This window comes from Thomasclavelia sp., from assembly GCF_047249845.1.
In the GTDB taxonomy this organism is placed as follows: Bacteria; Bacillota_I; Bacilli_A; order Erysipelotrichales; family Coprobacillaceae; genus Thomasclavelia.
In genome coordinates this window covers 44,489-69,633 of the sequence record NZ_JBKTWO010000009.1, presented here as the reverse complement: position 1 = coordinate 69,633, position 25,145 = coordinate 44,489, and the positions used below count along the sequence as shown (strand labels likewise).

General features: G+C 27.1%; 27 protein-coding genes. 14 read left to right on the top strand and 13 right to left on the bottom strand.

All coding sequences use genetic code 11. The features are described from left to right. Window positions 1-167: 167 nt before the first annotated feature. The 4 genes from aroE to ACLR9T_RS03880 are packed head-to-tail and all read left to right on the top strand — an operon-like array spanning window position 168 to window position 2,770. The gene (aroE, locus tag ACLR9T_RS03895) at window positions 168-1,040 is read left to right on the top strand and encodes a shikimate dehydrogenase (RefSeq protein ID WP_413108224.1); all 873 of its coding nucleotides are present in this window, start codon (window positions 168-170) and stop codon (window positions 1,038-1,040) included. Further along, window positions 1,037-1,624, top strand: a complete 588-nt coding sequence (rdgB, locus tag ACLR9T_RS03890) for an RdgB/HAM1 family non-canonical purine NTP pyrophosphatase (RefSeq protein ID WP_413108223.1) — start codon at window positions 1,037-1,039, stop codon at window positions 1,622-1,624. Before aroE ends, rdgB begins: the two co-directional genes overlap by 4 nt. Beyond that, window positions 1,624-2,133, top strand: coding sequence for a tRNA (cytidine(34)-2'-O)-methyltransferase (locus ACLR9T_RS03885; protein WP_413108222.1), 510 nt, complete (start codon window positions 1,624-1,626; stop codon window positions 2,131-2,133). The genes rdgB and ACLR9T_RS03885 overlap by 1 nt, the downstream gene beginning before the upstream one ends. After that, on the top strand, window positions 2,123-2,770 hold the full coding sequence (locus tag ACLR9T_RS03880; RefSeq protein WP_413108221.1) for a TIGR01906 family membrane protein: 648 nt from the start codon (window positions 2,123-2,125) through the stop codon (window positions 2,768-2,770). The genes ACLR9T_RS03885 and ACLR9T_RS03880 overlap by 11 nt, the downstream gene beginning before the upstream one ends. On the opposite strand, the gene ACLR9T_RS03875 is transcribed toward ACLR9T_RS03880, so the two are convergent. The 5 genes from ACLR9T_RS03875 to ACLR9T_RS03855 all read right to left on the bottom strand — a co-directional run bounded on the left by ACLR9T_RS03875 (window position 2,763) and on the right by ACLR9T_RS03855 (window position 6,725). Continuing rightward, the gene (locus ACLR9T_RS03875; RefSeq protein WP_413108220.1) at window positions 2,763-3,470 is read right to left on the bottom strand and encodes a restriction endonuclease; all 708 of its coding nucleotides are present in this window, start codon (window positions 3,468-3,470) and stop codon (window positions 2,763-2,765) included. The two genes, ACLR9T_RS03880 and ACLR9T_RS03875, sit on opposite strands and share 8 nt — an antisense overlap. Window positions 3,471-3,751: 281 nt before the next feature. After that, window positions 3,752-4,336: a rubrerythrin gene (gene rbr, locus ACLR9T_RS03870; RefSeq protein ID WP_413108219.1), complete on the bottom strand. Its 585-nt coding sequence runs from the start codon at window positions 4,334-4,336 to the stop codon at window positions 3,752-3,754. Window positions 4,337-4,360: 24 nt separating this feature from the next. Then, window positions 4,361-4,744, bottom strand: a complete 384-nt coding sequence (locus ACLR9T_RS03865; protein ID WP_413108218.1) for a Fur family transcriptional regulator — start codon at window positions 4,742-4,744, stop codon at window positions 4,361-4,363. A gap of 245 nt (window positions 4,745-4,989) precedes the next feature. Then, window positions 4,990-5,442 (bottom strand): prepilin-type N-terminal cleavage/methylation domain-containing protein, encoded by a 453-nt coding sequence (locus ACLR9T_RS03860; protein WP_413108217.1) that lies wholly within the window; start codon window positions 5,440-5,442, stop codon window positions 4,990-4,992. Window positions 5,443-5,810: 368 nt separating this feature from the next. Beyond that, window positions 5,811-6,725: a nucleoside recognition domain-containing protein gene (locus tag ACLR9T_RS03855; RefSeq protein ID WP_413108216.1), complete on the bottom strand. Its 915-nt coding sequence runs from the start codon at window positions 6,723-6,725 to the stop codon at window positions 5,811-5,813. Between the two features lie 57 nt (window positions 6,726-6,782). Here ACLR9T_RS03855 and hflX point away from each other — a divergent pair, with 57 nt between their 5' ends. From hflX to ACLR9T_RS03820, 7 genes are all read left to right on the top strand, one after another. Beyond that, a complete protein-coding gene (gene hflX, locus ACLR9T_RS03850) occupies window positions 6,783-8,009 on the top strand; it encodes a GTPase HflX (protein WP_413108215.1) in 1,227 nt (408 codons plus the stop codon). Between the two features lie 13 nt (window positions 8,010-8,022). Continuing rightward, complete coding sequence (locus tag ACLR9T_RS03845) at window positions 8,023-8,208, top strand: hypothetical protein (RefSeq protein ID WP_092354716.1); 186 nt, start codon at window positions 8,023-8,025, stop codon at window positions 8,206-8,208. Between the two features lie 53 nt (window positions 8,209-8,261). After that, window positions 8,262-9,251 (top strand): ornithine carbamoyltransferase, encoded by a 990-nt coding sequence (gene argF, locus ACLR9T_RS03840; RefSeq protein WP_413108214.1) that lies wholly within the window; start codon window positions 8,262-8,264, stop codon window positions 9,249-9,251. 583 nt (window positions 9,252-9,834) lie between these two features. After that, the gene (locus tag ACLR9T_RS03835) at window positions 9,835-10,362 is read left to right on the top strand and encodes a hypothetical protein (RefSeq protein ID WP_413108213.1); all 528 of its coding nucleotides are present in this window, start codon (window positions 9,835-9,837) and stop codon (window positions 10,360-10,362) included. Window positions 10,363-10,374: 12 nt separating this feature from the next. Next, on the top strand, window positions 10,375-11,085 hold the full coding sequence (locus tag ACLR9T_RS03830) for a hypothetical protein (RefSeq protein WP_413108212.1): 711 nt from the start codon (window positions 10,375-10,377) through the stop codon (window positions 11,083-11,085). 263 nt (window positions 11,086-11,348) lie between these two features. Further along, complete coding sequence (locus ACLR9T_RS03825) at window positions 11,349-12,095, top strand: metallophosphoesterase (protein WP_413108211.1); 747 nt, start codon at window positions 11,349-11,351, stop codon at window positions 12,093-12,095. A gap of 2 nt (window positions 12,096-12,097) precedes the next feature. Then, window positions 12,098-12,925: a MurR/RpiR family transcriptional regulator gene (locus ACLR9T_RS03820; RefSeq protein WP_413108210.1), complete on the top strand. Its 828-nt coding sequence runs from the start codon at window positions 12,098-12,100 to the stop codon at window positions 12,923-12,925. 28 nt (window positions 12,926-12,953) lie between these two features. Here ACLR9T_RS03820 and ACLR9T_RS03815 read toward each other — a convergent pair whose 3' ends face one another. The 5 genes from ACLR9T_RS03815 to ACLR9T_RS03795 are packed head-to-tail and all read right to left on the bottom strand — an operon-like array spanning window position 12,954 to window position 19,702. Then, window positions 12,954-14,357 carry a glycosyltransferase family 2 protein gene (locus tag ACLR9T_RS03815; RefSeq protein WP_413108209.1) on the bottom strand — a complete coding sequence of 468 codons (1,404 nt, stop codon included), beginning with the start codon at window positions 14,355-14,357 and terminating at the stop codon, window positions 12,954-12,956. Next, entirely contained in the window at window positions 14,354-15,439 is a 1,086-nt protein-coding gene (locus ACLR9T_RS03810) for a HEAT repeat domain-containing protein (RefSeq protein WP_413108208.1), read from the bottom strand. The genes ACLR9T_RS03815 and ACLR9T_RS03810 overlap by 4 nt, the downstream gene beginning before the upstream one ends. Then, window positions 15,436-17,541: a hypothetical protein gene (locus tag ACLR9T_RS03805; RefSeq protein ID WP_413108207.1), complete on the bottom strand. Its 2,106-nt coding sequence runs from the start codon at window positions 17,539-17,541 to the stop codon at window positions 15,436-15,438. The genes ACLR9T_RS03810 and ACLR9T_RS03805 overlap by 4 nt, the downstream gene beginning before the upstream one ends. 8 nt (window positions 17,542-17,549) lie before the next feature. After that, the gene (locus tag ACLR9T_RS03800; RefSeq protein WP_413108206.1) at window positions 17,550-19,019 is read right to left on the bottom strand and encodes a CotH kinase family protein; all 1,470 of its coding nucleotides are present in this window, start codon (window positions 19,017-19,019) and stop codon (window positions 17,550-17,552) included. A 5-nt stretch (window positions 19,020-19,024) separates the two neighbouring features. Continuing rightward, window positions 19,025-19,702: a DUF4956 domain-containing protein gene (locus ACLR9T_RS03795; RefSeq protein WP_413108205.1), complete on the bottom strand. Its 678-nt coding sequence runs from the start codon at window positions 19,700-19,702 to the stop codon at window positions 19,025-19,027. Window positions 19,703-20,010: 308 nt separating this feature from the next. Here ACLR9T_RS03795 and ACLR9T_RS03790 point away from each other — a divergent pair, with 308 nt between their 5' ends. Then, on the top strand, window positions 20,011-20,142 hold the full coding sequence (locus ACLR9T_RS03790; protein ID WP_413108204.1) for a hypothetical protein: 132 nt from the start codon (window positions 20,011-20,013) through the stop codon (window positions 20,140-20,142). 105 nt (window positions 20,143-20,247) lie between these two features. Here ACLR9T_RS03790 and ACLR9T_RS03785 read toward each other — a convergent pair whose 3' ends face one another. Beyond that, window positions 20,248-20,943 carry a polyphosphate polymerase domain-containing protein gene (locus tag ACLR9T_RS03785; protein WP_413108203.1) on the bottom strand — a complete coding sequence of 232 codons (696 nt, stop codon included), beginning with the start codon at window positions 20,941-20,943 and terminating at the stop codon, window positions 20,248-20,250. 391 nt (window positions 20,944-21,334) lie between these two features. Between ACLR9T_RS03785 and ACLR9T_RS03780 the strand changes: the two genes are divergently transcribed. Further along, window positions 21,335-22,555: a YdcF family protein gene (locus ACLR9T_RS03780; protein ID WP_413108202.1), complete on the top strand. Its 1,221-nt coding sequence runs from the start codon at window positions 21,335-21,337 to the stop codon at window positions 22,553-22,555. Window positions 22,556-22,611: 56 nt separating this feature from the next. On the opposite strand, the gene ACLR9T_RS03775 is transcribed toward ACLR9T_RS03780, so the two are convergent. Both ACLR9T_RS03775 and ACLR9T_RS03770 read right to left on the bottom strand, forming a co-directional pair. Further along, on the bottom strand, window positions 22,612-23,304 hold the full coding sequence (locus tag ACLR9T_RS03775) for a C39 family peptidase (protein ID WP_413108201.1): 693 nt from the start codon (window positions 23,302-23,304) through the stop codon (window positions 22,612-22,614). A 111-nt stretch (window positions 23,305-23,415) separates the two neighbouring features. Next, window positions 23,416-23,940 carry a VanZ family protein gene (locus ACLR9T_RS03770; RefSeq protein WP_413108200.1) on the bottom strand — a complete coding sequence of 175 codons (525 nt, stop codon included), beginning with the start codon at window positions 23,938-23,940 and terminating at the stop codon, window positions 23,416-23,418. A 642-nt stretch (window positions 23,941-24,582) separates the two neighbouring features. Here ACLR9T_RS03770 and ACLR9T_RS03765 point away from each other — a divergent pair. Further along, the gene (locus ACLR9T_RS03765) at window positions 24,583-25,137 is read left to right on the top strand and encodes a TetR/AcrR family transcriptional regulator (protein ID WP_413108199.1); all 555 of its coding nucleotides are present in this window, start codon (window positions 24,583-24,585) and stop codon (window positions 25,135-25,137) included. The last annotated feature ends 8 nt before the right edge of the window (window positions 25,138-25,145 follow it).

The window sequence follows — 25,145 nt, the reverse complement described above, 5'->3', positions numbered from 1 at the left end:
ATGATGTGAAAGATATATTCTTTACAAATTCAGAATCAATGATTAGTTACTACTATTCTTAAGCATTTATTATTATATAGGATATAAAAAATAAAAATATATTTTTTCTAAAACTGCAAACTTAAGTCTATCTATGCTATAATAACCACAAAATATGGAGGAATATCATGGAATCAAAGATTAGTGCAACAACTAGCTTATATGCATTTATAGCCAGTCCAGCCCATCATTCAAAATCACCTGTAATGCATAATTGTGCTTTTAAAGAACTAGGGATAGATAGTGTATATTTGGCTTTTGATATAAAAAGTGATAAATTAAAAGATGCTATAAATGGTTTTAAAGCAATGGGAGTAAAAGGGGCTAATGTTTCAATGCCGCATAAACAAAACATTATTCCATATCTAGATCAAATTTCAACAGCTTCAAAATTATGTAATGCTGTAAATACGATTGTTTTAAAAGATGATAAATATTATGGTACGATTACTGATGGAATAGGTCTTATTAAAAGTCTTGAAGAAAAAAAATGGACTATTGAAAATAAGAAAATAACTATGGTAGGAGCTGGGGGAGCATCAACTGCAATCATGGTTCAGATGGCGCTTGATGGTGCTAAAGAAATAGTCGTTTATAATCGAACGATTCGTAAAGAATTTATTGAAATTATTAATAATACAAATAAAGAAACTGGATGTTTAATTACTTTAAAATCATTAAGTGATACATACAACTTAAAACAAGATATGCAAGATAGTTATTTGTTTATAAATACAACGGGAGTAGGAATGGAACCAATGTTAAATCAATCAGTTGTACCAGATAGTTCATATTTTCATTCTAATTTAAAAGTAGTTGATATTATATATCAACCAGCAATTACTAAAATGTTACAGATGGCGCTTGATGCAGGGTGTGAAATTATGAATGGTGAATTAATGCTATTATATCAGGGTGCGGAGTCGTTTAAAATTTGGACAGGATTAGATATGCCAATTAATAAAGTTAAAAAGGTTTTAGGAATAGAGGTAAAAAAATGAGACAATTAATTGTAGCTTCAACTAATAAAGGTAAAATAAAAGAAATACAAGCAATGTTAAAGGATATAAATATTGAAGTATTAGCGATGAATGAGGTATTAGATCAAGAAATAGAAATTGAAGAAAATGGAAAGACTTTTAAAGAAAATGCTTTAATTAAAGCTCAAACTATTGCAAACATTGTTAACAAACCAGTTTTAGCTGATGATAGTGGATTAGAAGTGGATGCTTTAGATAAACAACCAGGTATCTATTCAGCCCGCTTTTTAGGTCATGATACAAGTTATAAAATAAAGAATCAATATATCATCGATGCAGTTAAAGACAAGGATAGAAGTGCTCGCTTTGTTTGTGCGATGGCATTAGTTATTCCAGAGCATGAACCAATCTTAATTGAAGAAACAATGGAAGGATTGATCAATGATAAGATTGAGGGTGAAAATGGTTTTGGTTACGATCCGATTTTTTATTTTCCTCCATGTAAAATGACTTCTGCAATGATGCCGATGGAAGAAAAAAATCGATATTCCCATCGTGCCAAGGCTTTAAAACAGCTATATACTATTTTAAAGGAGGTTATATAATGAATCATATTGTTTTAGTACATCCAGCAATCCCTCAAAATACAGGGAATATAATGAGAACTTGTGTAGCTACTAATACAAGTTTACATATCATTAAACCAATGAGTTTTGACTTAGATGATAAAAAGATGAAACGTGCAGGATTAGATTATGTTAAAGATTTAAATTTAAATGTATATGAAAGTTATGAAGAGTTTGAACAGAAAAATCCTGGTGAATATCATTTTTTCACACGTTATTCTCATCTTTGTTACACTGATCAGGATTTTAGTGATAATGATAAGGAGCATTATTTATTTTTTGGTCATGAACATGATGGAATTCCTAAAGAAATTTTAACTAAACATTTAGAGCGTTGTTTAAGAATTCCAATGAGTGATAAAGTTAGAAGCCTTAACTTATCAAATTGTGCAGCAATTTGTATATATGAAGTTTTAAGACAGCAAAATTATCCTAATCTATCTAAAGTAGAAGTTCAAAAAGGAGAAGATTTCTTATATGAGTTATGATAAAAAAGACATTTTTTTATCAATTATGTTAATGATCTTTTTTATTTCGTTTGCAATCGTATTTACTGTTTTTTTTAAACAATTGTATTATTTTGATATAGATTACTTAAATATTGATATTACTAGTGGAATGCCTATCAAAGTAATAAAAGAAAATTATGATATTTTAATTAATTATCAATCGATTTTTTATCAGGGAGAATTAAATTTACCAGATTTTATTATGTCAACTAATGGGAGAATTCATTTTCAAGAAGTTAAAACTATTTTTGAAGTAATTCAAGTATTTATGGTTATTAGTGGGTTAATTTCTATACCAATGGTTATGAAGCGATTAAGAGAAAAAGAATATCGTTTTTTAAAACTATCTGGAATGTTGACGATTATTATACCTTCAATGCTAGGGTTCGTTGTAGCATTAGATTTTAATAATGCTTTTATAATATTTCATAAATTAGTTTTTAGAAATGATTTTTGGATATTTGATTATCATAGTGATCCGGTAATTAGAATTTTACCAGAAACATTTTTTATGCATTGTTTTATCTTAATAGTTGTAATTGTAATAGTTTTGGCTGGTTCTTGTTTGATGTTTTATAATTATAAACAAAAGCAAATAATAAACGATACTATTTAATAGTATCGCGATAATCATGAATCATATAAGTAGTCTCCGTTATTTTTAACGGAGATTTTCTTTTATCTTTAAATATTTTAATAATAATACTAAAGAATAAAAATAGACAAACTAATAAAATAATTAATAAATAATCTTGTTTTAATAAATAGTAATAATAACCAGTTAGCATCATTATTAGAATAGAAATTAATGGATAATAAAAAGGCAGGGATTTAGTAAGTAGTTTGGATTTTTTTAAATAGTGATGAAGAGTTTCTTTATCCCATAATTCTACATCTGTACTTTTAGCAAGTTTGATAGCAGCAGGACTAAAAGTATTATTAGTAAAAACTACAGGAATATCACATTGATAATAGTCACAACCGCTTTTAGCCTCTTGTACAGCTTTAATTCCAACTTTCTGGTTATAACGTTTACATTGAATTGCATATTTATATTTATTTTTAGTAGCTAGAACATCAATTCCATAATCACTACTACTTTGACTTACAGTAACTTGTTTAAAACCATTTTTTTCTAAAAGTGTTTTAGTAAAGTATTCAAATTCATGACCTTCCATAGTATTAATATATTCCCAATCTAAATTATAAAAATATATATTATTAATAATTTTAAATATTATTTTTAAAATATAAGTGATCATTTTTAATGGAAAAACGAATATTGTATTAATCAGCCATAAAATAATTAATTTCATTATTGCACCTCATAGTCATTATATCACAAATTTAAATATTACAAAATTGTAAGAATATTGTCATGAAATTCGATGGATGCTAGATAAAAGTTGAGTTATTATATAGTCATAGGAGGTGGCAAAAATGAAAAATATAAAAGAATTAATTGCTATCATCAAATTTAGTTATCAACTATATTTTAGATAAATTTGAAAAAATATATAATAATATGTGATGAGATAATATCAATTATCTCATCTTTTTTCAATATAAAAAGCCCCTTTATAGCAGGGGCAATCAATTATCCTAAGAAAAATGTATTTACTTCAAAGTGAGCTTGAGGATGATCACAAGCAGGACATCTTTCTGGTGCTTCTAAACCTTCATATACAAATCCACAGTTATTACATTTCCAAACTACAGGTGTTTCTCTTTTAAATGTATTACCAGCTTCTAAAGCAGCTAATAACTTTAAATATCTTTCTTCATGATGCTTTTCAGCAATTGCAATACTATCTAATACGGCTGCAATATCTTCAAATCCCTCTTCACGTGCTGTTTTAGCAAAACTTGGATACATATCACTGTATTCTTCGTTTTCACCAGCTGCAGCAGCTTTTAAGTTTTCTGCAGTAGTTCCTAATAATACAGGGAAATTTCCTTCGGTATATAAAGTTTCTCCCGCTAAATCTTTATTCAATAATTTCATTAATCTTTTAGCATGTTCTTTTTCTTGATTTGCAGTTTCTAAAAAGATATTTTGAATTTGTACAAAACCTTCTTTTTTAGCGATTGATGCATAATAAGTGTAACGATTACGTGCTTGGCTTTCTCCCGCAAAAGCATGCATTAAATTATTTGCCGTTTTTGTTCCTTTAAGTGTCATAGTTAGTTTCCTCCATTTGTCCTTCTAATTTTCTAAACATTTTTTGCAAGTTCCACTGAAAACAAGATCAGTTCTTTCGATTCTATGTTCAGTTTGTTTTTGCGCATCATTACTAATAACTTCATCATCATAGAAAATGTCATATACTTGTTGGCATTCATTGCAGATAAAATGATGGTGAGCTGAAAGATCAGCATCAAAATGTACAGTTGTTTGTCCTACATCTAATTTTCTAATCATTTTAGCATCAGCTAAAAAGTTCAAATTTCGATACACTGTTCCTAAACTTAAACCAGGATTATCTTTTTTTAATTCTGTATAAATTATTTCTGCGGTTGGATGATCACATCTTGCCTTTAGATTTTTATAAATGAGTTCTCTTTGTTTTGAATATCTGGTCTTTGTCATATGCTCCCTCCTTCTGTATAATAGTAATGGTTACTATTATAATATATTATTTTATACTAATAGTCAATACTAAATGATAATAATTATCATTTATGTTAAATTATAAATAATAATATTTTTAGATTATATTCTAATATTATCTATATATTGTAGAGAAAAGTAGTTTAAAATTATTTAATATTTTTACTTTATATAAAAAGTAGATAGATATTGTTCTACCTACTTTTTATATAACTTCAATAATACTAATATTTTTCAATAGTAACGGTACCATCCTTTTCTTTACTATATAAATATTTTGAATCACCATATTTATAAAAAATTTTTAAATTTCCATTAAAATATCCCATAGAAATAATATTATTTATATCAAGATCTGTTCCAATATATGATTTAACTTTTTTTGTAAATAGTACATCCCAAGGTTGGGTACTATTACTTGAAACTTTATTATATACAACCTGAGATTCACCTTTAATTTCAGGGTATGTAGCATAGGTCTCATTATAAGCTGATTGAGCTGCATTAGAAAGTATTCTTAGCTGACCTTCTACTTTTGATTCATTAGCTTTATCAATATAACTAGTTAAAGCAGGAATTAACAGTGCAGCAAGAATAGCTAGAATTACTAAAACAACAATTAATTCTACTAATGTAAATCCCTTATTTTTATGATAAAATTTAATTTTTTTAGACATATATAATCATCTTCTAATTTATAACAATTATATCATGATTTATAATGAAAGAGTAGTATTATTCTAAATTTCATACTTCATTAATTCCGCTTATATTATTAGAAACAATAATATAATGACTTATAATTTTATATTGACATAACAAGGTATAGTGTATCATTAAAATAATTTCAAAATTATTGAGTTTAAAATTGTATTTAAATCGGTTGATTTACAATATAAAAATATATAGTAGGTATTTGTTTAACTATCTATAACTATATTATCGTTATAACAAATTAATAAGCCGTAGAATTTTTTTATTTATAATTCATATCTCATTTCTATTGGTTAAGATTTGAGTATGATAAGAACTGAAATTAATTTAATTATAAGATATAAGTATAAATAACTAAACAAATTGTAAAAGAAAATATGCCATGATATAAACGTGCCATAAAATAATTTTTAAAGCTATAATCAATTCCATATAATAAGTTATCTGTCTGCATCATAACACTAAGACCACTAAATGATAAATTAAAACAAATTAAACTATAAACTAATGGTGTATGTTTAAATTGTAATAATTGTAAACTTCCTGAACTAAATTCGAGAATACCTTGAATAATAGCATAAAAAAAACTATCGTTGATTACATGAGATAGAGCATAACCAATAAATTGAAAAACAAGCATATAACCTAAAATAAAGATAAAAGCATAACAAGAACTAAGGATACTTTGTTTTAATGCCTCAACAAAATTTAGATGTGGTTGCTTAAGTTTGATAAGAGACTCTTGAAGAGTCTGAAATGAATAATGTTTATGGTAGAATAATGCTCTAATAAGACTGGGAATTAAGTGACATAGATAAATGATTGCAGGATTTTCTAAATCTAAGGATACAAAGATAAAAGAAATTGATGCAAATGAGGCAATTGATAATAAATGCTGTAATTCATCTTTATCGATATATTTTAATTCATAAGCTTCTTTAATCATTTTAACATTTGTTGGATAACCGCAAAAAAAAGAGATGAAGTATATAGAAGACATGATTGGTGATAATTTAAATAATGGTTTAAAAAACCATTGAATTAAATAACTAAAAAGATTCAATAAACCTAATGATAAACATAAAGAAATTAAGATCATAAAAGGTAAAAGAGATGGTAAAAGATTATTGATCACAATTTTAATTACATTGTTAGATAGTGAAACGATTTGAAACATATTAAAGAATGAAAATAATGTTATAAATGCAACTAATAATAAAGTAAAATAGTAATTTAATTTTTTCATATGTTTTCCTTCTAGTAATATTTGATAAGATAGGGTAAAATTAGATGAGGTGAAAAAATGAATGCCTTAATTGTAGGAGTAAGATATAAAGATATGAATTATGACTTAGATAATTCATTGGTAGAGTTAGAACAATTATGTAAAGCATGTAATATTAAAGTAACAAAAAAATGTATTCAAAATTTAGATAAGATTAATCCTTCACTATATATTGGTACAGGTAAAGTTAAAGAAATCAGAGCTTTGCTGGAGGATGTGGATGTAGTAATTTTTGATGAAGAATTATCCCCTTTGCAAGTAAAAAATCTAATAGATATACTAGATATTGAAGTAACCGACCGAACTGATTTGATCTTGCGTATTTTTGAAGTTAGAGCTCAAAGTAGAGAAGCTAAATTACAAGTTGAGATAGCTAAAGGGCAATATTTATTACCACGTTTAGCAGGAATGAAAAAGTATTTATACAGTCAACAGGGAGGTTCTGGTTTTCGTGGAAGTGGTGAAAAACAGATAGAATTAGATCGCCGGTTGATTGCAAATCATGTTTTACAAGCTAAAAAACAATTAGCTAAAATAGTTAGACAGCGCCAGAATCAACGAAAGAGACGTAAAAACAATGAAATGAAAGTAGTAGCTTTAGTTGGTTACACTAATAGTGGTAAAAGTACTTTGATGAATGCTTTTTGTCTTAATAAAGATAAGCAAGTATTGCAAAAAGATATGCTCTTTGCAACTTTAGAAACAGCAACAAGGAGTGTAATGATTAATCATCATCCTTGTTTACTTACAGATACAGTCGGTTTTATTGAACGATTACCACATCAATTAATTCAGGCTTTTCGTTCAACATTAGAAGAAGTTGTTGAAGCAGATTTATTAATTCAGGTTGTAGATACTTCAAATCCTAATTATGAATCTTATATTAAAACAACTAATTTAGTATTAGAGGAATTAGGAGTAAAGGATACACCGATGATATATGCATATAATAAAGTTGATTTAAACAAGTATGGATTTATTGTACCGTTAGACCCATATGTCTTTATTTCGGCTAAGGAGCGAATTGGATTAGATCAATTAGAAAAAACTATCAGTGATATCCTTTTTAAAGATTATGCTATTTATGATTTAAATATTCCTTATCAAGATGGTGAGATATTCAAGTATTTACATCAACATAATTTAGTGTTAGAATTTCAGTATTTAGAAAATAGTATTTATCTAAAAGTTGAAATGCATCCAAAAGAGATAAATAAGTATAGTAAGTATTTATTAAAAAATTAAAGGAGGTTTTATCATGGATGAAAAAAAATTATTTCGTTTAGATTTGGCAATTGCGGTTGAAGCAACAACAGCTAAAGAAGCGTTTGATATTTTGATTACAGATGAAACATTAAAACAGGTTAGGGAATTAATCATCCAATCTAAAGACAACATCAGTGAGATGTTTGAAAAGGAAGAAAAACCAGCAATAATCAACTAGTTGATTATTGCTTTTATTTTTGTTAAAATTAATAAAATAAAGGGGGATTAATAATGGATTTACATGGAAGAAGTTTTTTAACACTCAAAGATTATTCAAAAGAAGAAATTAGATATTTATTAGATTTAGCTCATAAATTAAAAGCTGATAAAAAGAAAGGAATTTTAGGTAATAGTTTAGCTGGTAAAAATATCGTCTTATTATTTGAAAAAACTTCAACAAGAACAAGATGTGCTTTTGAAGTTGCTGTATTGGATGAAGGTGGGCATGTAACCTTCTTATCTAATTCGCAAATGGGTAAAAAAGAATCAATTGAAGATACTGCAAAAGTATTAGGTAGAATGTATGATGGAATTGAATTTAGGGGCTTTGATCAAAGTACAGTCGAAGCATTGCGTGATTATTCAGGGGTGCCAGTGTGGAATGGGTTAACCGATGTGGATCATCCAACCCAAACTTTAGCTGATTTCTTAACGATTGAAGAACACTTAGATAAACCATTAAATGAAATTAAATTTGTATTTACAGGTGATATTCGTAATAATGTTTGTTATGGTTTAATGTATGGAGCTGCAAAGATGGGAATGCACTTTGTAGCTTTAGGACCAAGTGAATTGGAGATGGATCCTGAAGTAGTGGCATATTGTAAAGAAGAGGCAACTAAATCTGGCGGAAGCTTAACTATCACAGATAATGTTGAAAAAGCTGTTAAAGATGCTGATGTCATTTATACAGATATTTGGGTTTCAATGGGGGAAGCTGAAGAATTATATCCAAAACGAGTAAAATTATTATCACCTTATAAAGTAACTCAAGAAATGATGGCAAAAACAGGTAATGATAAAACTTTATTTATGCACTGTTTACCATCTTTCCATGATTTTGAAACAACACTTGCTAAAGAAAAATATGAGCAGGGAATTGATATTCGGGAAGTTGAAGATGAGGTATTTAGAAGCCAAAATTCTGTTGTTTTTGATGAGGCAGAGAATAGAATGCATACTATTAAGGCAGTAATGGTTGCAACTTTAGGAAGAAAATAAAGAAGATATAAGATATGAACTGATTTTTAGTTTATTGAGGGTATATCCTCTTTTTTTATTGTAAAAATTCTATTAGATATGATTTTAAATAAATAAGTCATATTGAAATTTTTTTGGTATAAAATATTAATAAATACATGATATATAAACCACTTTTTATGTTATAATAAATTTGAAGATAATATTAATCCTCAAGGGAAAGAGGTAAATTGTAAAAATTATAAATTGTGAAAGGTCCCACTTTTTAAATAGTGATTTTAGTTTTTATAATATACAATTTTTAAATTTAATCGTCTAATTATCATTTTACTAGTGTAGATATGGGTTGATGAATATGCTGTTGTAATAGATATCATAATTAAATATGATAAATAAGATATTTTGGATTTAAAAAGATTATTGTATAAAAGGTATTGAAAATTATTTTAATAATACATCAGATTAAATACTAAAAGGATAATATAGGGATTATTATTTATTAAACAGTAGTGGGAAGTAATGTGTTGAGGCATTATCTATTATTTTATAAAACTTTTTGTATACAAAAGTTATCAAGACAATTACGAAGAGGAGCGTTTTTAATATGGATAAAGTAAGATGTAAAAAAATTGGGATAAAAATACTTTCGATAATTACAATTGTTAGTTTGATATTTACAAATATTTTACCAATAACAATTGGTGCAGCTACTCCTTCAGTTCAAACTACTAATGAATTTAGAAATAAAGTTGCATATAATTGGAGATATATAGCAAGAGGTGATTATGGAAATAATTGTTTATCTTATGCATTAGGGGATGTTTCTCCTGCTCAAAGATGGTATTGGCCATGGGGTGATAGAAATCCATCTAGAGGTGAAGCTAAGTCTCTATTATATAGTTATGGGTATAAAAATCAAGCAGATGCTGGAGAAAATGTTACTTTTCCTGGAAGTAGGGAAATCTATGCATATTATCTCAATGGGGCTATAACCCACTTTGCTGTTGCAATTGGTTCGCCAAGTAACACGAGTGCTAAATGGGGACATTGTGAAATATTTGGTCATAATAATCAAAATCCATATACAAATTATCTGTATGGACATATGACATTTAAAGCGAATTATTCATAGGAGGAAAGAAAGATGTTAAGAAAAATGAATTTAAAAATTGTGTTAAGTGGAATAATGGCTATTTTATTAATTGGGCTATCATTCTGGGGGATTTTGATGAATTCATCTAGGGTTAATGCAGAAGTAAAAAATGTTAATAAATCAGTTATGGATTCTGAAACTTTAATTACTGAATTAGAATTGGAATTAAATAGAATCTGTGCTAATAATGAAAAACTTGCGTTAAGTTCCAATCCTTATGATTATATTGAAAATAATAAGGTATATGAGGCTATTATTGATAATGGGACCAAGATGTTACCAATATTAGAAGAAACATTGAAAACAGAAACTGCAAAGGGGAATCAGGGACTAGCCCAATATTTGCTAGCAGCAGCAATTGAGCAAATTTCAAGAGCTGATTTGCATGTTGTTTCTCCAGAGTCATTACCAGATTCTATATATAAGGCCGAAGGTAAAGATTGGGGAAGTTCAGCTGAATTTCTTGAACAATGGGAAGATGCAAAAAGGATATCAAGTAGTAAGATAAAAAATATTATTAATTCTAATACCACTATAGACAAAAAAGTAGAAGAGTTAAAACCTTTTGGATTACTAGTTGCACCAGAATTAGATAATCAAAAACTACGTTCATCTGGACAAGTTGATGATTTAAAAACTTTTGTCGAAGAATTAAATATTGGTGAATCAGATATACGAGTAATGAAGTCTTTAATGGAATAGTCAATATTGTATCAATATATTTAAAATATTTCTTTATAATATAGTATTATGAGATAATTTTATAGATAAAAGTGATTTACACATAACTATCACATATAATAATAGCACTAACCTTGTATTGGGTAAGTGCTGTTTTATTTACAATAGATATTAAATTATAAGGGCGTAATTGTTTTGTAAAGAAAAAATTTAAATAGTAAAGTTTATATTAATTATTTTGTTCATGAATAAATAATTGTGTTATCATATGTATAGGTGATAGAATGATGCGACGTGTTTATGTCATAAGTGACCTCCATGGTTATTATGATTTATTTATGAAATTATTAGATAAAATATCGTTTAATGAATATGATTTATTATATATACTTGGTGATGTTTGTGATCGAGGACCGGATAGTTTAAAAATATTATTTTATATTCAAGAGCATGATAATATTATTTTACTTAAAGGTAATCATGAGTATATGATGCAAGAGGCATTATATTATGGGGTATATTATGATGATTTTGATTATCCATCAAGAGCCTTTAATCTATGGTTAGCTAATGGTGGTGATACAACAATGGAAAATATCCGTTGTTATCTTCAGAAAGATAAAATAAGATATGAAGATTATCGGGTTATTCGAAGTGCGTTTTTAAAAAATTTATATGAGTATTTAAATAATTTACCTGAATATCTTCAAATAGAGGTAAATAATCAAACCTATATCTTAGTTCATGCAGGGGTAGATGTTAAAATTCCTTTAGAAAAACAAGATATAAATACTCTGCTTTGGATTAGGGAAGATTTCTATTTACAGCGAGGAGATTTAACGAAGATTTATATTTTTGGTCATACACCTACCGCTTTATTGAATAGAGATCATAGTTTTAATATTTGGCTTGATGAGATTCATCATAATAAGATTGGAATAGATGGTGGTTTAGCTTGTGGAACAGTAGGACAGTTAAATTGTTTATGTTTAAATGATGGTCAAATTACAATAATTCATAAGGAGGGTTAAAGATGAGAGGGGCTTTTTATAATTTGATAAATTTCATTAATACAAATAACATTAATGATGTTTATGCAAATGCTGCAAAAATGATATTGAAAAATATTTATTTAATACCTGATAGCACGATTACTGATGTTGCCAATTATTGTTATGTTTCAACTGCAACAATTTCAAGATTATGTAGAAAACTCAATTATGAATCTTTTGCAGATTTTAAGATGGATGTTACAATGAATCTTAATTATTTTAATAAAGATGCTTTAAGACTTCAATTTGACCATCAATTACCACAACGAGAATATTTACACCGTGGTAAAGAGGTATTCAAGAATCATTTTGAAAATATTATAAGTAATTTACGTGCTACATATGACAGTATTAATTATGAGGACTTAGAATTTATTGTTGATAAAATTTATGAATCCAGTAGAATTTGTTTTGCAGGAAATTTTTTCACACAATCAGTTTCAATGCAGTTACAAATTGAACTCTCATATCTAGGAAAAGAATGTAGTGCAATGTATCCATTACAACAACAGCTTTTAGTAATTGAACAATTAACTAAAAATGATTTAATAATTGTTTCAAGTATTGCTGGTGGTTTTATGATTAGTCATCCTGATATAATGAGAGCTATTTCTAAATCGCCAGCATATAAAATCGTTATTACACAATTAGATGAGTTTGTATATAGTGAAATGGTAGATATGATCTTGCAAGTAGGGACAGATCATCATTCATTAATAGGGAAATTTTCAATCACATATATATTTGAAGTATTAGAAGCAATGTATCATCTTAAATATGGAAATAAAAATATTAATAATGAAAACTAGACAGGGTATTTATAGTACTCTGTCTAATTTAATGGAAATCATTTTGTTTGACTCGTTTGATTGAGCCCCAGGAATGTTTTTTCTTTTTATATCCGATTAATGCGGTAGTTCTTACAAATGCTAGGATATAGCGAAAAAATAAGCTTTCTAATAAGCAAATAAAAATAGCTTTAATAGTATCTAGTGGTGTGATTTTTAAGTTTTGAGTATAAATTCGCTGGTAAAAAGCAGTTATTGTTAATATTGCCCCATAAATTGAATAGAGCAGTAAAAACTCAATCATAAAAGGGAAATTTAAATATCCATATCCAAATGCTAATAACATAGTTAAAATACCAAAAACCTCAATAACTGGGGACAATAGTTCAAATAATAAGTAATACATATAAGAAATAAAGCTAACTAAACCAAATCTTAAATTTAAAAATATTCGGTGATATTTTAACATTGATTGAAACAATCCTAAAAACCACCGTCTTCTTTGTTTCATTAGATCTTTAATAGAACTAGGAACTTGTGACCAGCAGATTGCATTGGGTTCATAACGAATAGAATAATTAATTAAATTATTACGACAGAAAACATGTAATTTCACAACTAATTCCATATCTTCACCCAATGTAGATGTATCATATCCTCCACAGGCAATAACGATGTCTTTTTTAAATAAGCCAAAAGCACCAGAAATAATTAGGTTACCATTAAATTGATCCATTAAGATTCTAGAAGCTAAAAATGATCGATCATATTCAATTACTTGCATACTAACAAGAGGGTCTACAGGTAATCGATAGCCAAGAACTTTACCATTTACCATTTCTACACATTGGGCAACTCGGATTAATCCGCCTACTGCTACAACATTTTCATCTTCAATGACTGGTTGGATAATTTTTTCTAATGAATCACTTTGAAGTAGAGAATCAGCATCTATGCAGATAAAATAAGGAAAGCGAGAAGCATTGATTCCCATGTTTAATGAATCACCTTTACCACCATTATTTTTACTAATCAAAGTAATATTGATATTATTGACTTTTGTTTCATAAATTATTTTATGTTTTTGACATTTTAAACGAAGATGAATAGGACGATTAACTTTAACAAAATCAAATGCATTAAGAAGATTTTTAACTGTGTTATCTTTAGAACCATCATCAATAATAATGATTTCATAAAGAGTATAATCTAATTTTAATAATGAATTAATACTATCAACTATTGTTACTTCTTCATTATAAGCAGGTACTAGAATTGAAATAGGAATATAATATTCATGTTTAAGTTGATTACGAACTCTTGTCATTTGATCTTTTTTATATAATTGTAGTGCTCCAATCAAAACTGATAAAAATAAATATGTTGTATAAAGAAATAGGTAAATTAAAAAGAATATGCCAACACCATCTAAAAATAATTCAACACTTTTCATAATTGCTTTTCTCCATGATAAATATATTCAATTATTTCTTTTGCAAAACGATCTTTACCTGTTAAGATATCTTGTAGTGATTCTAGTGATATATGTAAATTAAATAACGAACGTGCAGCATTGTAGCGTACATACCAGTTATGGTGATGAAGACATTTTTTTAATAATAAAATAGTTTTTTCATCTTTATATTGATCAATTGCAAAAGCTGTGACAATTAAAATACTTTCGTTGGTCTTATGATCGTCTAAAAAAGTATGTAAAATTGTTTTAGCTGGTGGATAAATATGACGACGGTAATAACGAATAATAGCAAGGCGAATTTCTAATTGGGTCTGATTAGATTGTAAAATAGGTAAAAATATTTCTTGGTAGGGACCATTACATTGATTAATGAATTGAACTATGGAAACCATAATATTTTCATCCCAATCATTTAAATGGGACCATAATTTTGCCATTAGCTTTTCTTTATCGCCATTAAATTTTGATAGTCCATCAGCTAATAATTTTTGATGGTGAAACCAATGATTATCATTAATAATTTGTAAAGCATTTTCAACAGCTTGAACATTACCTAAAGCGTATAGGGCTTTTAGAACATTTTCACGACAATAAATAGTAGAATCATTAAAATAACTTAATAATATTTGAATAATTAAAGAAAATTCATTTTTAGATTTAGGAGGATAGGTAGCAATAACATAAGCAAAGAAAGCTTTATTCATATTATCCTTTTTAGCATATTTCAAAGCTAAAAATTGCCAGTTTACATAGATTTCTTCTATGTATTTATTAAATAATTGGTCATTTTTTAGATTTTCTAAAGCTTCAATAAAAGCTAGTAATTCTTTTGTCTTAATAAGTTTTTTAGTTAATAATTTATGATGGGTAACTTCAATTTGGTGGTGATTCTTTAAATAGTTTAATTGGGTTTTAATCTTATTTTGCCAAAATAAAGAATGTTTGTGCTGTTTTCTTTTTTCAATTTGAATATTTATTATATAGACAATATTATAAATCAATAATGAAACGCAGATAAAAAGATATATATACATTACTATTTTAATATCTATACTCATTTCTTTTTCCCCCAGTTTTCCTTGATTAGATAATATGATCTTTTTAAATATTCATCAAATTTAAGTGATTTTTGTTTTTCAAGTTCTATTTTAGACATTTTTATTACCTGCTCTTTATTTAATCCAACCCCAAGATAAAGGTTAGAAACAGTAATATTTTTAACACCATAATTATTATAATAATCATCATGAATAAAATAATCAATTGGATTAGAAATATTTAATAATTGCCAAGGAATTCTGATCTCTATACCATTTTCACTATATTTATAATCAGCTAAAGAGTTATAAGCTTGATTTCCTTCTATTAGCTGTCCGGTTTCATATGTATCATGTAATTTTGCTTGATATGTTTCTTCGGGATTATAATTAGTTTCAATAATATTTTTATTTTCACAAATCATCTTTATATCAACAAAGAAAGGAGCATTTTTTTTAGGATATTCTATAAAAGGATCTTTTCTTTCGATTTGATAAAGATAGTTTTCTCTTAGTGATTCATAACGTGATTGCACAAGTATTTGACTTTTCTCAGGTTTTAGACAGATTAAAAAATCAGCTGCTCGATTAAAGTGTAATCCTCGATCTTGGTCAATTTTAGTTCCACTGTTTGGGGTGATATCAATAGGAATATAAATTTCATTATTTCGCTGTAGATCTTCTTTTTCTAAAAATAGATTAAGTCCTACTTCATCACAATAACTAAATAATTTAAAATCTTTAGTTTTAATAACTAATTTTTTATTAGGCCAATCACTATAACTACCATCAATTAAATTATTATTTGATTTGAAAGATAATAATCCATAACTACTGCTTTCACTTTGAATATCATGCCAGCGATGATTTTCTGTAAGCATAATCGAATAACTAGTATTCCACATTCTTTTTTCCCAACTGTCTTGCCATGAGTCTATAAAGGCACCTTGAAGGCCACTATTAATTATATCCTGATAGGTCGTGATTATTTGATTACCTTGTTCACTTTCATTTAAAGGACCATTGATATTATCTGTTCCTCGTGCGCTAGAGTAGCCAAAACTACTAATTATAACGGGCATAGTATGATATTCATTTAATAATTGTGAATAGCTAGTATAATAGTTACTTTTATTTAAATTATTTAAAGTATTAACTAAAGTATTTTTTTGTGATGAGGAAAAGTAATTATAAAAAGTTTCACAAAAATCATAAAGTCGATAAGATGCAAAATAACCACTTAAAAGATTATTTTCTGTTTTTATATGTTCAAAATCAATAGACGTATATTTATTTAATTGTTTAGCATAAAATGGTTCATATTCAAAAGGATCAGTTTCTGGCGATGAAGCAAAAGTTATTAATGATTGACTTTTATATTTGCTGCTTTCATAGTTTATCATTTCATCCATAATTTTTGTTAACATCGCCTCAAATACAGTTGCATTTTCAGTTGTACTAAAATATTTGCCTTTGTAATTAGATGAGTAATCCTGGTGATTAGTATATTCAATGGTATCAGGACTCCATTCATTACCAATGATATAACCAAGTAAATATGGAGAAACATCTTTTTGGTAATAACCGCTTCCTTTCATATTATTTGCAGTAATAATTTTTCTACCATGAATTACATCAATAATATCAATCGAATCTTTTTTTAAAGTATTATAGAAATCTTTACTATAAGCATCCTCTTTAGAATTATTGGCATCATCAGAAACTTGTAACCCTTGTAATAAATATAGAGGATTTTCTTTGTTTAAATTGTAGTCATATAAAGCATTATAAAAAGTGTCATCATAGATTGTATAGGTTCTAATCGTATTAGCCCCCATTTCTTGAATTAGTGTGAACCATCGAAGATAAGTTTCATAATCAATAGCATAATCAGTTGCATTATTGCCAGCAATACTACTTGGTAAATCAACTCCTTTAATTATTATCGAATGATATTGATCTAGTTTGTTTTTAACTAAAATTTGATTGTTTTCTATTTTTGCATAAACTGATATTTCTTTGTCTGGGTGAAAATCAATATAGAATCCTTTAAAATAAATTGCATAATATACTGATAGAAGACTTAAAACTAAGGCACATGCTAGAACAATAAACTTTTTCATTTTCTCACCTACCTTAACATTTCATTAGCATTTTTAGATTCAGAACAATATTGATATAAGGATTCAATATGTTTATCTAACCATCGACCTCTTTGAATCAGATAATCTTTTAATTGTTCAACAGCTTCATCATGACTTTCAATATTTCTTTCTACTGGTTTTAGATAATTAAGTTCATTATAATTATTTAAATCATATACATATCCCCAAACTTCATCATTTCTTTGTATCGCGCTATCTAGCCAGGTATTCGTATTATCAATATATTCAATCAAATAATCCTCAGATAAGATACTTTTACGTAATTGATGATATATTCTAACAATTGAATAAACAAAATCTTTGTCTTTTATTAATTGACTAAACCATGGCGTATAGATTAATGAAAATCCCTCTTCATTCCATACATCATCAATATAATTATCACAACTATTATTAAAATCCCATACACAAGGTTTAATCTTACCTCTAATGTCTTTATAATAATAAGTTGAATAATTTCCAGCATCAACATTTCTAAAAAATTCATTAATAATAAAATATTGTGCAAAAGCAGTAGTATCTAGATACTTACTATAGCTATTATGATTACTCCACAAATCTATTGAATATAAAATTCTTTCTACTGTATCGATCTGTTTTTGGATATATTTTTTTCTTCCTTCACTAATTAAGTTCTTACCAGGGTAAAGAACATCTAAAGCTGATTCACCAGTCTTGTATGTATAATATGAGTAATTATCTAAAGGTATGGTAGATTTATTTTGTCGATCAAATCTTACAATGAAACTTGTTAAATCATTATTCTTACTGGGCTTTGTTATATTAATTCGGCCTTCACTACGAGAAATTGGTTCCATTAATAAATAAATTCCTTGATAATTATCATTGACATAAAGTTCACAGAATCGAACATTTGGAGCATATGACATGATTTCACCTGAGATATTGAAACAAAGATAGTTTCGTAATAAAGAACGGTCTAAAAAAGGACCGTTTAATATCCATTCATCATGTTTGTACATTCCTGCTAATTCTTTTTTATTTTCTTTACCCTCATTATCAATAAAGTGAATGGAATAAGATTTTTTATCAAAATGGCGTGATGAATTACCACGATAATGAATGAGGCTGTTTGTCTTAAGTGATGTTTTATCAGTTAATTTATTACTACCTTTTTGTTCATCGATAATAGTAAACTCTGCTTCAATTGAAGTTTCACCATTAGCCCCAGTTTCATATAATTGAGTATCATTATTTGTAATTATTGGTGCTCCAGGAATCTTTTGTTCATGAGTATTAAGTGTAATAATTGGTAAATGAGTTTGGAAAATACTACTGTTTTTAGAAATATTTTTTTGCCAGCGGCTATCGAGATGCTGGTGAATACGCTTTGTTTTATGATCTAATTGATAGAAACTGATACTTGCTAGTAGGACACATATTATGGTTAATAAATAAATGATTTTACTTTTCATATCGGTTACCCGCTTATTTCATCGTTCTGTGTAACAATATTGACATACTCAATATTTCCTAAATCATATATTTTTTGTGTGATGCTTTGATCTTTTTGATAAGTTATATTATAAATACTTCTAGATAATTCAAAAATAAACTCAATTGATTCTGTAGTAGTATTTTTAACTCGTAGTAAAGCTTTTTTATCAAAATACTCAAAAATTAAACCCTCAATATCACTTTCCTTACCTCGAGCAGCTTTAATAATCAATAAAATACGATTTTCATTTCGTACTCTGCCTAAACACAATAAAATAATAAAAACGATCGCTGTACCAATACTAGCTACAATATAATCACCAACACCACAACAAATCCCTACAATAATTGCCCAAAAAATATAAGTTGTATCTCTAGAATCTTTAATTGCAGTTCTAAAACGAACGATTGATAGAGCTCCGACCATTCCTAATGATAATGCAATATTATTGCCAATTACTGTCATAACAGTTGCGGTTAAAACAGTTAACGTTATTAATGATACATTAAACTTTTTACTATAAGCAGTACCAACGTGTGTGTACCAATACGAAATATAAATTGCTAGTCCAATAATTGCAGCAGCAACAATATGGATAATGATTTCTTCAAAAGTTAAAGTTGATTCTTGCTCTAACATAGTTCTTAGTATATCTTTCATTTTTTCTCCATTTCCCCGCGCTTAAAGTCGCACAGACACAAATATTTAGCCAAACTCAATTCCATCAAAACTCTATTAATATTTTATTAAATTACATAGTTTAATAAAATATTAATAGAGTATGTAGGAGTGAGTAGGCAATTTTACTCTATTAGAATATCTTAAATTTTTATAAGTCACTACTATCTTTTCAAGTACAAATAAGCAGGACTTTGAACCTAAATATTTATGATTGAATAATTAATTGAGTAATATAGTTAAAATAGCAGTCAACTTCTCTTTTTATTTGAAATCAGGAGAGATTTTATATGCAGATTGTTAGATTAGTTTGCTATCTAATGTATTTACTATCAGTATTACAAACAAGAAAATGCGTATTACCAAGTACCCCTGAAATCATTTCAATGATCAATCAAAGTCTACTTTATCTTAAACAATAGCTTATTGAACATAATTGTTTTAATGTATATTAAAATCAACTTGTAAATATTAGATTCCTATCTTTTTTTACACGTTTTTTAATTTTTTGTTTCTCACTTTTCTTATTAAAATAAATAATGTTTTGCAATATTTCTACCTAAACAATATTTACTAACAGATGTTTTGCTTTTATCAATTGTGTTGAGCATATCTTTTATATATGATAATAAAAAACCATTATACTTAATCTCTAAAACTACCATAAAAGGATCAAAAGCACTATTTTGAATTAATTTATCTGAGAAAATATTAAAATTACTTTCATTTGAAACAATATGATGATCAAAAGTAATACGAATTTTATTCTCCTTTGCTACAAATGCTTTTCGTAAATAACTAACTACTGTAACTGGTCGATAACAGTACATATTCATTATTGCATAACATTCTTGTGCAAATGGTTCATGATACTTAAGCAAAACAGAATAATTACCACTAATTAATGTAAGGGCATCTTCTTTGTTCATTTTTAAAGAACGCTTTTTTTGTAATTGTCCTTGCTTTTGTTTCATTTCCAGCATAGCAAACATGCTATTGGAACCATAATTTCTTAATCTGATTTTTCGTCGTAATTCTATGCCATCCTCTTTTTCTTGATAATCACGATCATCAATAGAATCAAAGTACAGTGAACGAATTTCATAACCATCACCTTGGCTATGAGAATCAAGATGCATTTGATAAGTAAAATAATGACTATATTGATAATATTGTTCAAGTGTGATTAAATATTTTTTTTCTTGTCGTAATACTTCATTCATAATTTAATATCCTTCCCCTTTTTATTTAAATATAGTTTATTAATAGATATTTAAGATATAGTCACTAGCCTATTGTATGATATTTATATGATATTTTAAAGAGGAATTTATAAATAGATTTGAATTTTTGAGCTAATTTTGAACATAAGATAACTAAATTAATTAGGGAGTTACTAATTTTTAGTGATAATTAGAATAAAAGAAAAATGATTATTAGGATCATTTTTAAAAACTTATGAAATTTAAGCTAATTTTATATTCTAACATATATATAATAAAAAAACATTAAATTTTTAATGTTTTCAATTTATGCAAAAAGTCTTATTGATGTTATTAAAAGTAATATAATATTAATTAAAGGAATCATAACTAAAGGAGGTTAAAGAGAGTTATGAAAAAGTTAGGGAAAACGATACTTGGATTAGCTTTAGCACTTTCAATGTGTTTTAGCGTATTTGTTCCTGTTCATGCCCAAGGAGAAACAGTGGATACTTTGGTTGGTAGTCTGATTGGTTATTATCGTGATGGTGCAAGAACAGATGTTTTACGAACTTTAGATAATTTAAAAGAAGTTTCTAAAGACGATTACGAGCAATGGCAATCAATTATTAATTATTGGGATTGGATTGAAAATGACATGGTAGAAAGTATTGGTGTAGCACCAGATGGTTTACCAAATGATAATACTCATGCTTTTGTTGTTTTAGGTTTTGCATTAAAAAGTGATGGAACGATGCAGCCAGAGTTAGTAGGACGATTAGAAACAGCTCTAGCTAGTGCTCAAAAATATCCAAATTCTTATATTTTAGTAACTGGTGGAGTTAAGAAGAATGGTTGGACTGAAGGTGATCGGATGCATGACTGGTTAGTAGAACATGGTGTTGCTGAAAGTCGAATTTTAGTTGAAAATAAATCTGCCAATACTGCTCAAAATGCAGAATTTAGCTTTGACATTTTATATAATCATCCAACTATTAAAAGTATCTCAATGATTACTAGTCAATATCATTTAAAACGTGGAACAATTTTATATTATGCAGAATCATTGATTCGTGCACGTGAATTAGGAAAAACACCAATTAAATTAAATGGTAATGCTGGCTGGTATCGTGAAGATAAGACAAGTGAAACTTTGAGTCAAAAGGCTAGTAGTTTATCACAAATTGCAGGGGTAAGCATTCCTTATGGTGATAAATTGCCTAAATCTAAGTTAACAGGAATAGAAGTTAGTGGAAAAGACATTTATACAGTAGGTGATGGGCTTGATATCAAAGTTACATCAAGCTATGATACTGGATATACTCGAGATGTAACAGATATAGCTAAAATTATTGGTTATGATGCAAATAAAGTAGGTAAACAAAATGTTGTAGTTGTTTATACTGAGACATTACATCATTCTACAAGTAGTTCTGAAGATGTAACAATGACAGCAGAATTTGAAGTTGAAGTAAAAACTGCTCCAATTACAGTTCCTGTTAATCCTCAACCAACTCCAGATAAACCCGTAAATTCAGTCAAAACAGGTGACGATAGTTCATTAGCAATTGTAACTATGGTAGCAGGGTTAGCTGTAGCTGGTATGGTAATTACTAGAAGAAAAGAAAGTTAATTATAAAGAAGTCAAACCGTTTATTGGTTTGACTTTTATAATTGTTAAAATTTATTTTAGTTTAAAGTATACGACCACATAGCTTTTATTTGAGGTGCTAGTCTTTGGTATGACCATCTTTGTTGACTGTTTTCCTTATTATTTGGATCATTTATGCAAAACTTATTATCAACAACCTTAGTTATTACAATAAAATGTCCAGTTGTTGTAAAATCACCAGGTCGTACACTGCAAATAATTGGTTTACCCTGTTTCAACTGATTAGTCATTGCGGTTTCATCTAAAGGAACTGCTGTAGCTTTTAAACCAAATGCTTCACATCCTTTTTCCATAAAAGACCAGGTTGTTTTACTTCCGTCTAAATAACCATTTTCAATAGCATATTTAGCAACATAACGAGGATTATATTCAGTGTTACTAGTAAGTCCAACAGCAACCATTGATAAACTTGTTGGTCCACACCCTGCAGTACCAACAATTTCATCTCCATAGTGGGTATAAGCCCAGCGTTTATCCCATTGAATAAATAATGGTATTTCGTTATCAATTTCTAGAGTGATAGGGTCATTATTTTCAATATTTTGATAATTAGTTTTTAGTTCTTTTGCTTGGGGGTTGTTTTTAATAAATTCATCTATGTATTCAGGGCAATCAGTATTATCATTATATGAAATATTGGGAATTATTTGAATACTTAGATAACCTAATACTAAAATAATGATAAAAATAAAAATTTTTTTTAATTTCATAACATCATTGAATAATGTTTCATAATAATTGAAAAGATTGTAATTGCCCCTAAAATGATAATAATTATTACTTTTTCTTTATTAGATAATTTTTCCATATTTAAACTCCTTTTATATTATGAATGATGGTAATAATACTGGATAAAACCTATGTAAAGTTATAAAACCAATGATTCCAAAACTGACTAGAAAAATAGTTGAGGGTAATTTATTGTGTTTATTTTGAGAAATAAGATAATAAATTATTATACCAATGATCCCACCTAAAGTATTTAAAAAGATATCATCAATATCAAATACACCCCAGCCTGTTGATAATTGAATTAATTCAAATGATAAACTTGTAATAAAATTAGCAAAGATAATATTGCTGCAGGTAAGCGATTTGAAATAGTTAATTAGTATAATGCTTAAAGGAATGAATAAAGCAATGTTTCCAAAAATATTAATCATTAAAGTTTGGCTTAATCCCTGATTTTGATACTGATTTATAAAATCAAATAAAATAAAATTAGCATTATATCCATAGTTGATAAAACCATTTTTTAATAAAATAATTTTAATTAATATCCAGAGATAAACTAATGTACAAATTGCCAAGACAATATTTGAAAAACGTAATTTTTTTAAAGCCATAAATATTACCTCCAATCTAGATATATTTTCTACATTGTTATAATAACAAGATAAAAGATGATATGTATTGACATTTACTAAAGAAATTCTTACAAATTTCTTACGATGATAATTACATAATAATATGACAAGCTTGATGATGATACTAAGAGGATATCGTCAAAGTAAATATGAATTACTAATAAAAAGTATATGTAAAATTATTATAAATGTATTTACTTATATAAATATTATTAAAGGATAAGAAAGTTAAATTTCTGGATATATAGGAAATATAAAAAATGAGGTTTACAAGAAGTGGAATTAATAGATATTAATGGTAATTTTAGGACCTATATATTGCAAGAATCAATTGTGTAAAGAGTAATTTATCTAATTAAAAATATATTATTTTGATTACTGTATTAGTAAAGAACATGAAAAAGGTGAGGTATATAATTACGAAAAAATGCTTAACTAATCTATTATAAATTAAGGGTTTTTTGTATAGGAATTCCGTATAAATTTTTTTGGTAAGATTGATATAAAGTATAAATCTTGAATTTAATATATATTAAAGTTTTATAAATATAAAAACTTTTACAATTGTAATATTTATTTTTGTCATGTATACTTATAGTATGATATTAATAGGAGAATGATATGTCAAAAAATAGAGAAAATCCATCAGCAGTTCGTTCTCGAATAGCATTAGTTGATGCTTTAATTAGTCTAATGGAAGAAAAATCATTTAAAAAGATTTCTATTCAAGAAATAACTGATACTGCTGGGCTATCAAGACAGACATTTTATACAAATTTTAAAACAAAGGAAGATATAATAAATCATGCATTTGTAAAATTGTTTGAGATATTAGATATTCAAGATGAAAAAGATGTTCAATTCTTTTTAAAGTATTTTAGATTTTGGGAAAAACAAAAAGTTATTTTAAAGCCGCTGTTTTTACAATCTCTTGATTTTTTATTTTTAGAAAGAAATATGGAATATTTTTTTAAACATAGTAATTATATTAGAAATGTATTTAATATATCTAAGGAAGATTCTTCTTATATAGTTGGTTATCTTAGTAATTTAACGTATATCATGTTAAGAATTTGGATTATTGAAGGTGGTGAAAAAAATATTGATGAAGTATGTGATATAACATTATCACTTTTAAATGGAAATTATTTTAAAAATTCTAAAGTAAAACGATGATACTAGAT